The 10357-nt window shown below is 47.3% G+C and carries 6 protein-coding genes; all 6 read left to right on the plus strand.

The window, feature by feature from the left end; genetic code table 11:
• The first annotated feature begins 366 nt into the window (after nt 1–366).
• Nucleotides 367–2304 carry an alpha-1,4-glucan--maltose-1-phosphate maltosyltransferase gene (locus AC4E7D_RS04410; RefSeq protein WP_490172597.1) on the plus strand — a complete coding sequence of 646 codons (1938 nt, stop codon included), beginning with the start codon at nt 367–369 and terminating at the stop codon, nt 2302–2304.
• 1 nt (nt 2305) lies between these two features.
• A complete protein-coding gene (locus AC4E7D_RS04415) occupies nt 2306–3937 on the plus strand; it encodes a trehalose synthase (protein WP_490172598.1) in 1632 nt (543 codons plus the stop codon).
• A gap of 14 nt (nt 3938–3951) precedes the next feature.
• The gene (gene glgB / locus AC4E7D_RS04420) at nt 3952–5847 is read left to right on the plus strand and encodes a 1,4-alpha-glucan branching protein GlgB (protein ID WP_490172599.1); all 1896 of its coding nucleotides are present in this window, start codon (nt 3952–3954) and stop codon (nt 5845–5847) included.
• Nucleotides 5848–5947: 100 nt separating this feature from the next.
• Entirely contained in the window at nt 5948–8347 is a 2400-nt protein-coding gene (locus AC4E7D_RS04425) for a glycoside hydrolase family 31 protein (RefSeq protein WP_490172600.1), read from the plus strand.
• Nucleotides 8348–8381: 34 nt separating this feature from the next.
• Complete coding sequence (locus AC4E7D_RS04430; RefSeq protein WP_490172601.1) at nt 8382–9197, plus strand: M48 family metallopeptidase; 816 nt, start codon at nt 8382–8384, stop codon at nt 9195–9197.
• 62 nt (nt 9198–9259) lie between these two features.
• Nucleotides 9260–10357: MFS transporter (locus AC4E7D_RS04435; protein ID WP_490172602.1), on the plus strand; the 1098-nt coding region annotated here is incomplete at its 3' end.

The raw sequence follows: 10357 nt of genomic DNA on the forward strand, positions 1-10357 counted from the left end.
TATCGAAGTCAAATGTTCCCTCGATCTCGAGCACTTTCCCGAGAATGTTGATCCCGTCTTGTCCGTCCAGACCGTCCAGTCCATCAAAACCGGGAGGCCCGGGAGGTCCTGCAGGTCCTTCACAGGAGATAAAAAATACGCTTGTCAGTACTGCCAGTAAAAAGGTAACTCTTTTCATAATGTAAGGGTTTAGAATAGTAATATACAGTTCCGGGATGTCTCAGACCCGTGCAATTTCGATTAAAAAATCAAAAAGCGTTCCAAAATTGAAAAACTGCTGTAAAAAAGCTGTAAATATTCCGATTGTGGCAAATTTCAATTCCTTATATTTTTCTATTTTTAGGGCAAACCAAGCAAACTAAAATTATGTTCCGACAAGAGCGGGTGGTAATTGATAATATTGAGCCGCAACTCAGTTGCGGCAATTTCTTTATTAAACGGGTTGCAGGGGAAAAAGTAGTAGTAAAAGCGGATGTATTGGGAGACGGGCATGACCTCATTCAGGCTGAACTCCTGGTAAAACACGAAAGTGCAAAGCGAAATACTGCTATCCGTATGCAGGACCTGGGGAATGATGTCTACACTGCCGAATTTCGTACAGATAAACAGGGTTTTTATTCCTACTGGGTGACCGGATGGGTGGATTACGCCCTGAACTGGCAGCACGGAATCAAGGCCAAGATCGCTGACGGGCAAGTGGTGCGAAGTGAGCTTTTGGACGGGCTACAGTACCTGGAACACCTCAGCAAAAAAGTAAAGAAAGAGGAAAAAGACTATATCTCAGACCTAATTGACAAGTTTAAGGACGAGAAGACATATGAAGCGGCTATAGCAGCAGCAGGATCTGATAAGCTGCATAAATTCTTCCTGACGCACCCTCAACGCATCCTGCTCAACAAAAGCAAGGAACTCCGCGTGTATGTAGATCGGAAGCGGGCCAATTTCAGTACCTGGTACGAATTTTTCCCAAGGTCAACTGCAAAAGAACCTGGCAAACACGGCACTTTTAAGGATAGTGAGCGGCTCCTGCCGCGTATACAGAAAATGGGTTTTGATACCATTTACCTCCCACCGATCCACCCTATTGGAGAGGTGAACAGGAAAGGAAAGAACAATACCACAAATGCGAAGGAAGGAGACAGCGGGGTACCCTGGGCAATCGGTTCCAGACATGGGGGGCACCGTGAGATCCATCCGGAACTGGGTACCGAGGCCGACTTCAAGCGCTTTATTAAAAAGTCCAACCAAATGGGGATGGAAGTAGCCATGGACCTGGCGTTTCAGGCAGCACCCGATCACCCTTACATCGGCAGCCACCCGGAATGGTTCCGCAAACGCCCTGACGGGACCATGCAGTATGCCGAAAACCCCCCGAAAAAATACCAGGATATCGTCAATTTCCATTTTGAAAGCAAGGCATACAAAGAACTCTGGCAGGAATTGCTGGAAGTAACCCTGAAATGGGTCAGCTTCGGTGTAACGATTTTCCGTGTGGACAACCCGCACACCAAACCCTATTATTTCTGGCACTGGCTGATTGATGAAGTCAAAAAGCAGCATCCAGACATACTTTTCCTCGCAGAGGCCTTTTCCCGTCCAAAAGTTATGCAGCAGCTGGCCAAACAGGGGTTCAGCCAGTCCTACACCTATTTCACCTGGCGGGTACAGAAACACGAAATCATCTCCTACCTGGTAGAACTGACCGAAACAGAAATGAAGGAGTATTACCGGCCGAATTTCTGGCCCAATACCCCGGACATCAACCCCTACCACCTGCAGGGCGCCAACGATGCCATGCACCTTGCCCGGTATGCGCTGGCCGCTACCCTGAGCGGGAATATAGGGATCTACGGTCCGGTATTCGAATATATGGTTACCGATGCCATCCCCGGTAAGGAAGAATACCTGAATTCAGAAAAATATGAAATCCGGCACTGGGACTGGGATGCGGAAAATAAAATTACACACCTTATTTCAAAGATCAATCACATACGCAGGGAGCATCCCGCCCTGCAACAAACGAATAACCTGCGATTTTGCCACATAGAAAACGACCATCTGATCGCTTTTCACAAGTGGAATGAAGATCGGACGGATGAATTGCTTGTCGTAGTGAATATTGATCCCTACTACACCCAGACCGGATTTGTACAAATGCCCCTTGACGCGCTGGGGATAGCAGCAGGCCACGAAGTACATGTGCATGATCTCATTACGGATAATGGATATATCTGGCGGGACGAATGGAACTACGTGGAATTGCATCCCGCGCTGCCATTTCATATCTTTCAAATAAATAAGTAGCATGGGTAAGAAAAAAGAGGAAAGCATACCCCAAAGTCCTTATTCCTTTGATGTAACCTGGGAAGAACTCCTTGAACACAAAGGTTTTCTGAAAGTGTTCCTTTCTGAGGTCCTGGAAGACTATGTCATCAAACAGCGCTGGTATGGTGGCAAATCGAGTACGCTTAAGTACATCGAATTGCAGGAGTATTTCCGGATCCAGCAGAAAGGGGAGGTCTACTACGGTTTGCTGCTGGAAGTTAATTTTAAAGAGGCCTTTTACCACCATTACTTTTTGCCCATCGCCTTTGTTTCTGACGAGAGTTTCGCGGAAAAGGACCGTATCTTACCCCTTTCCATAAAGGGACAGGATGGTTTTATTATCGACGCCATTAACCTGGAGGCATTCCGGAAACTCGTATTCGAAAGAATAATGACGGCGGTACCTAATGATACCACACGGGTGCGCTATCACAAAAGCGAATTTTTCACACATACCGAGTACCAATCTTCCCGCTTTATGGGAATGGAACAGAGCAATACATCAGTTATCCTCAATGATAGCTCTGTAATCAAATTTTTCCGGAGGATCTATGCCGACAAGAACCCGGACTATGAAATGAGTCGTTTTCTTTCGGAACGTAAAGGCTTTAAAAATACACCAGCGTATCAGGGTAGTATCAACATAATTGATACTGACGGGGCCAATATAACCATTGCCTTGATGCAGGAGCTTGTCCCCAATCAGGGGGATGCCTGGGAGTACTTTTTAAAGGAGATCAATCTTATTTTCAGCAACCTGGAGTACAAGAATATCATAGTTGGCAACCTGCCACAGATCGACCTCTTCAAATCCCTGCCCCTTAAGGATGTGCCCCATGAGATCATTGACTGGGCCGGGCTTAACGTGTTCCTGAAAATACAAGGTTTGGCCCAACGCACGGCCGAAATGCATATTGCCCTGGGTTCGGAATTTGAAGATACCGCCTTCACGCCTACTCGCTTTAATGGCGATTATGAGGTATGGCTGAAAAACCGGCTGTTGTACCAGTTCCAGAACCGACTCAATACCGTGGAGAATAACCTGCATAAATTGGAAGGGCTCACCCTGGATCTGGCAAAACAATTCCTCGAACGCAAGAATTATATCCGGAAACGCTTTGTGAAGTTCGACTGGACCAAACTCAAAGGGGAACGACTCCGGGTACACGGGGATTACCACCTGGGACAGGTTCTGGTCAAGGACGGGGATTTCTATCTCCTCGATTTCGAAGGGGAACCGGAAAGCACCATACGGGACCGCAAGGTAAAACAACCTCCTCTCAAGGATGTGGCCGGTATGTTCCGCTCTTTTCATTACGCTATCTACGCCACGATTTTCAACAAGGGGGAGAAGTACCCCTACAGCCAGGAAGATCTGTATTTGGCCGGGGAAATCCTGTACCGCTACTTTATCGGCGTATTTCTGGATACCTATGTTAAATTGATACAGGAAAACAATATTAACATCGGATATAGCCAGGAGCGGGAATTTCTCCTTAAGTACTGTATGCTGGAGAAGGCAGTATATGAACTGGGTTATGAAATGAATTCCAGGCCGCTTTGGGCGGTAATCCCGCTGGAGGGGATAATGGGTATAATTAATGAAAGCTAACCAAATAGATACTTATGAATAAGGTGGTTTCCCACAGTTTGTTTACTGATTTTGACATTAATCTCTTTAAAGCGGGGAAGCACTTTCGGCTTTACGAAAAGTTAGGAGCCCACCCTCTGGAACTCAATGGGGTAAAAGGCACATATTTCGCCGTTTGGGCGCCTTCAGCGAGGTCGGTTTCAGTGATCGGAGATTTTAATTATTGGCTCGAGGGAGAACATAAGCTCAATGTGCGATGGGATGCCAGTGGAATCTGGGAAGGTTTTATTCCGGGAGTAACTCACGGGGCCCTCTATAAATACAAGATCCACTCTCACAACCACGGGGTAGTGACAGAAAAGGCCGATCCCTTTGCCCGTTTTTGTGAACATCCACCAAACACGGCTTCAGTGGTTTGGCAGGCCGATTATGCCTGGAAAGACAAGGAATGGATGGGGTATCGCAGGGAAAAGAACGGACTGGACAGGCCCTTTGCTGTATATGAGGTTCATCTGGGTTCCTGGAGGAGGAAAGAAGGCAACAAATTTCTTTCGTACAAGGAACTGGCAGAAGAATTGGTTGCCTATGTAAAAGAAATGGGCTTTACCCATGTGGAATTTATGCCTGTGATGGAATTTCCCTTTGATCCGTCCTGGGGCTACCAGCTTACGGGTTATTTTGCCCCTACCTCACGTTTCGGGACCCCGGAAGACTTTAAGTTTTTGGTAGACACCCTGCACCAGAACGATATCGGGGTAATACTGGATTGGGTACCTTCGCATTTTCCTGAAGACAGCCATGCACTGGGATTTTTTGACGGGTCTCACCTCTACGAACACCCGGATCGCCGGAAGGGCTACCATCCGGATTGGAAGAGCCTCATTTTTAATTACGGACGGAATGAAGTCCGGGCGTTTCTGATCAGCAACGCCATGTTCTGGCTGGAGCACTACCATGCTGATGGCTTGCGGGTAGATGCGGTAGCCTCCATGCTATACCTGGACTATTCAAGGGAAGAGGGGGAATGGGAACCCAATATTTATGGAAATAATGAAAACCTGGAGGCCATCTCCTTCCTCAAGGAACTCAACGAAACCGTGTATTCCAATTTCGATGGGATCCAGACCATCGCTGAGGACAGTACTTCTTTTTCAATGGTTACCCGTCCTGTTAGTATCGGGGGATTGGGCTTTGGAATGAAATGGATGATGGGCTGGATGCACGACACCCTGGAATATTTCAAAAAAGAACCCATTTACAGGAGGCACCACCAGAACGACCTTACGTTTAGTATGACCTATGCCTTTACCGAAAACTTTATGCTGCCCTTTTCCCATGACGAAGTGGTATACGGGAAACAATCGCTCCTATACCGCATGCCGGGAGATGAATGGCAGCGGTTTGCCAATCTGAGGCTGCTCTTTGGTTATATGTACACCCATCCCGGGACAAATTTGCTCTTTATGGGGGCAGAATTCGGGCAATCTTCTGAATGGAATTTTCAGGAAAGCCTGGACTGGCACCTGCTGCAGTATGATTTCCATTCGGGCATTCAGAAAATGGTCAAGGAACTCAACCGCATTTATAAAAGTTATCCCGCCCTCTATGAAAAACAGTTTAGCCCCGAAGGCTTTCACTGGATCGATTACGGGGATGCTCAAAATTCAGTGTTGTGCTATATAAGAAAAGGGCATGAAAAAAAGAACGACCTGATCGTGGTATGCAATTTCACCCCGGTCCCCCGCGAAGACTATCGCATAGGAGTTCCCGTTACAAGGGCCCTCAAGGAGGTGTTCAACAGTGATGCCATTGAATATGGAGGAAGTGGAATGGCGAATAAGACATTGAAGATATCCAAAAAACCCTCCCACGGGTACAAGCAATCCGTTACCTTAACGCTGCCACCTCTGTCTGTGCTGATCTTGCAATAGAGAAAAGGGCGCAATCGTTGTAGTGGATAAATCTTGTTCAAATCATTTTAGTATTAGGCATTTATATCTTTCTTTTGTGCGTTTGTAAACGACCACATCCATGATTACCAATACGGAAATAGAATATAAAGGGAATCTCTATCCCCAGCAGATTGTTGATTTTAAACAGGAAACGGATAAATTCTATTTTACCACAGCAAATGGCGTCATCCTGGAGATTACCATTCTGCGAAACAGTGCGATCCGGTTCCGATATGCAACCGATTATCGGTTCCAGCCGGATTTTTCCTATGCCATCAGCCCTAATGCCAGCAGGGGGTTTAACCAGTTGGAATCTGAAGAGACCTCTACGGAATATCTTATCCGCACCTCCAAACTACAGGTCCTGGTTGATAAGAAAAGCCTTAGGGTCCAAATATCCGACCTAGAAGGCAATATCATTAACGAAGACGAATCCGGATTTCACTGGGAAGAAAACCATCAATACGGCGGAGACAACGTAAAAATGAGCAAGATCACCCAGGCAGGGGAGAGTTTTTACGGGATGGGCGACAAGGCGACCCACTCTAACTTAAAAGGTAGGCGAGTGAGTAATTGGGTGACAGACCAGTACGCCTACGCCAAAGAACAAGATCCGCTGTACAAGGCTATTCCCTTTTACATTGGCCTTCATAACGATATCGCATACGGGATCTTTTTCGACAACACTTTCCACACCCATTTTGATTTTTCCCATGAAAAGAGACACGTTACCAGCTTTTGGGCAGATGGTGGGGAGATGAATTACTACTTTTTTTACGGCCCGGATATGTCACGCGTTGTAAGGTCCTACACCGACCTTACCGGTACGCCTGAATTGCCGCCGATGTGGGCCACGGGATTTCACCAGTCCAAATGGAGTTATTTCCCGGAACGACAGGTAAAGAAGCTCGCAAAAAAATTCCGGGATTTGAAAATTCCCTGTGATGCCATCTACCTGGATATAGACTATATGGATGGTTTCCGATGTTTTACATGGGACAAGAAGAAGTTTCCCGATCCCAAACGTATGGTGTCAGAACTTTATGAAGATGGATTTAAAACCGTGGTCATGATCGATCCGGGTATCAAGGTAGACCGTGATTATTGGGTATACAAGGAAGGACTGGAAAAGGACTATTTCTGCAAGCGAGCCGACGGACCTCTCATGCAGGGGAAGGTATGGCCAGGGGAATGTCATTTCCCGGATTTTACCAAGCCGGAAGTACGGGAATGGTGGGCAGAACTATATAAAGACTTCATTCTCGAATCCGGGGTTCACGCCGTATGGAACGATATGAATGAACCCGCAGTCATGGAAGTTCCGGGAAAGACGGCTCCGCTGGACACCCGTCATGATTTTGACGGGCACCCCTGCAGCCACAGGAAAGCCCACAATGTTTATGGAACACAAATGGTCAGGGCAACCTACGAGGGTGTTAAAAAATATGTTTTTCCGAAACGTCCTTTTGTGATCACCAGGGCGGCTTATGCAGGTGCTCAGCGGTATTCCAGCACCTGGACTGGTGACAACGTAGCCACATGGGAGCACCTCTGGATTGCCAATGTCCAGGTACAGCGCATGTGCCTAAGTGGAATGTCATTTGTAGGATCGGATATCGGGGGCTTTGCGGAGCAACCCAGTGGGGAGCTCTTTGCCCGCTGGATTCAGCTTGGGGTGTTCCATCCCTTCTGCAGGGTCCATTCCAGTGGTGACCACGGGGATCAGGAACCCTGGTCATTCGATACGGAGGTCACCAATATTGTAAGGAAATACATTGAACTGCGCTACCAGTTACTTCCCTATCTGTACACTATGTTCTGGCGGTACTGCAAGGATAATGTCCCCATGCTGAAGTCACTGGTGTATCTTGATCAGGAAGATTCCCAAACCCATTTCCGTACAGACGAATTCATTTTCGGGGAACACATCCTGGTCTGCCCGGTACAGGAACCCAATGCCAAAGGCCGCAGAATGTACATCCCGAGGGGAAAATGGTACAACTACTGGACTGAGGAACTACAGGAAGGGGGTGCCGAAAAGTGGGTAGAGGCAGATATAGACAGGATCCCGCTTTTTGTAAAGGAAGGGGCCATTATACCAAAATATCCCGTGCAGCAGTACGTAGGGGAGAAGGTCATCGAGGAGCTCACCCTGGATATTTACTACAAGGCCGGGGTGGAGAACTCTACCGTTTATGAAGATGCGCAGGAAGGCTATGACTACACAAAAGGCTACTACAGCCTGAGGAATTTCAAATTAAATGGCAAGGAGAACGAACTGATCATTCAGCAGTTTAAAGGCGGTACGTACATCACCCCTTATGAGCATTTCCGGATCAACATTATCGGCCTTCCATTTAAAATTAAAGCCATTGAGGTAGACAATGTGATGGTTCCCTTAACTGAGGTCAAACCCAATGGCGACAACACCATCATGGTAAGCAAGGATTTTACGGAACTGCATATCATTGGTGCTTAAAAATTCGTAATTTGGAAAGATAAAATCGCATCCTATGAATACCAGAAGATTTTTACTGATAGCCCTTATATTTATTGGGGTTGCTGCCTGTAAAACCAATCCGTTTACCGGAAAAAAGACCCTTAATTTTTATCCCAACACTCAGATCTTTCCCATGGCCTTTGCGCAGTACGATAAATTCCTGAGCGAGAACAGTGTGCTGGATGAGACCAATGATGCCCGAATGATCTCCAGGGTGGGCCAGCGCATAGCCACTGCCGCAGAACGCTGGCTGGATGCCAATGGATATCCCGGATACCTAAATGATTATCGCTGGGACTATAAACTGGTCCAGGATGATTTGGTGAATGCCTGGTGTATGCCGGGAGGAAAGATCGTGTTTTATACCGGCATCTTGCCCATATGTGCCGGGGAAACAGGAGTAGCCGTAGTTATGGGGCATGAAGTAGCACACGCGCTGGCAGACCATGGCGCACAGCGTATGAGTGCAGGCACCCTTCAGCAACTGGGAGCAGTCGCTGGTAATGTGGCCATAAATGACCCCCAGAAAAGGAACGTCTTTAATCAGGCGTACGGCATTGGCACTACTGTAGGGGGCATGTTGCCTTTTAGCCGCAGTCATGAAACAGAAGCAGACAGGATAGGATTACAGATAATGGCCATTGCAGGATATAATCCGGATGAAGCCGCAGAGCTCTGGAAGCGTATGAAAGCAAAATCAGGAGGGAATGCCCCACCTGAGTTCCTTAGTACGCACCCATCAAACGACACCCGTATTGCCAACCTTACCAAATGGGCCCCACAGGCCAAGGCAGAAGCCCGAAAATATGGGGTGACTACCTTTCAGTAAGCGCATTTCAGGATAAATACCGTATATTGAGAACCGTTCTAACAGGACGGTTTTTTTATTGTATGACGCGATCTTACGCCATAAAAGGAAGTAAAAGACTGCTCAACGCTTGGGCATTTTACGACTGGGCCAATTCTGTGTACAGCCTGGTTATTGCCTCGGCCGTTTTCCCATTGTTTTACGGGGCCATGTTCCGGGCAGCGGGGATAGAAAAAGTAGCAGTTTTTGGAGGGGAGATAGCACGGGCCCCCCTTATCAGCTACACTACCTCAATAGCATTCCTGTTCATCGCCATTATTACACCATTTCTTTCCGGAATAGCGGACTACATGGGGAACAAAAAGGTTTTTATGAAATTCTTCTGTTACCTTGGGGCGGTTTCCTGCATGGGCTTGTACTGGTTTTCGCTGGAAAATATTTACCTGGGGCTGGTTTGCTTTTTTTTCGGGCTGGTAGGTTTCTGGGTAAGTTTTGCCCTGAACAATTCCTACCTGCCGGATATCGCCTTTCCGGAACAACAGGACGGTATTAGCGCCAAAGGTTATTCCATGGGTTACGTGGGCAGTGTTTTATTGCTGTTGTTTAATCTGGCTATGATAATGAATCCTGGCACCTTTGGTATCGAGGCCAGTGGGGGAGAAGTGGCTGAAGTAAAAGCCATGCGCATATCTTTCGTTTCGGTTGGTCTTTGGTGGATCCTGTTCAGTCAGTATACATTTTATCATTTGCCCAAAGGGAACAAACGACAGGGAGAACGTAGCCATATTATCCTGAACGGCTTCCGGGAGCTCAGGGGAGTATGGAACCAACTCAATCACGACATCCGCCTAAAAAGATATCTGGGCGCCTTTTTTGTCTACAGTATGGCCGTACAAACCGTGATGCTCATCGCCGCTTACTTCGGGGAAGAGGAGATCCATTGGGGGTCCGATAGCGAAAGGACTACCGGGCTCATCGTCAGCATCCTGCTCATCCAACTTGTTGCGATAATCGGGGCCACTCTTACGGCCCGTGCCTCGAAAGCCTTTGGAAATGTCACAACACTGATCGTGGTAAATATGCTTTGGATATTTATCTGCATCTATGCCTATTTTATTATCACTCCTATGGACTTCTATATTGCGGCGGGCTGTGTTGGGATGGTAATGGGGGGCATTCAG

Source organism: Lentiprolixibacter sp. (genome assembly GCF_982873095.1).

What these genes read in the sequence shown, in the direction of transcription:
- AC4E7D_RS04410 (WP_490172597.1), top strand. Translation starts at nt 367, where the DNA reads ATGTTCCGACAAGAGCGGGTGGTAATTGATAATATTGAGCCGCAACTC.
- glgB (WP_490172599.1), top strand. Translation starts at nt 3,952, where the DNA reads ATGAATAAGGTGGTTTCCCACAGTTTGTTTACTGATTTTGACATTAAT.
- AC4E7D_RS04415 (WP_490172598.1), top strand. Translation starts at nt 2,306, where the DNA reads ATGGGTAAGAAAAAAGAGGAAAGCATACCCCAAAGTCCTTATTCCTTT.
- AC4E7D_RS04425 (WP_490172600.1), top strand. Translation starts at nt 5,948, where the DNA reads ATGATTACCAATACGGAAATAGAATATAAAGGGAATCTCTATCCCCAG.
- AC4E7D_RS04430 (WP_490172601.1), top strand. Translation starts at nt 8,382, where the DNA reads ATGAATACCAGAAGATTTTTACTGATAGCCCTTATATTTATTGGGGTT.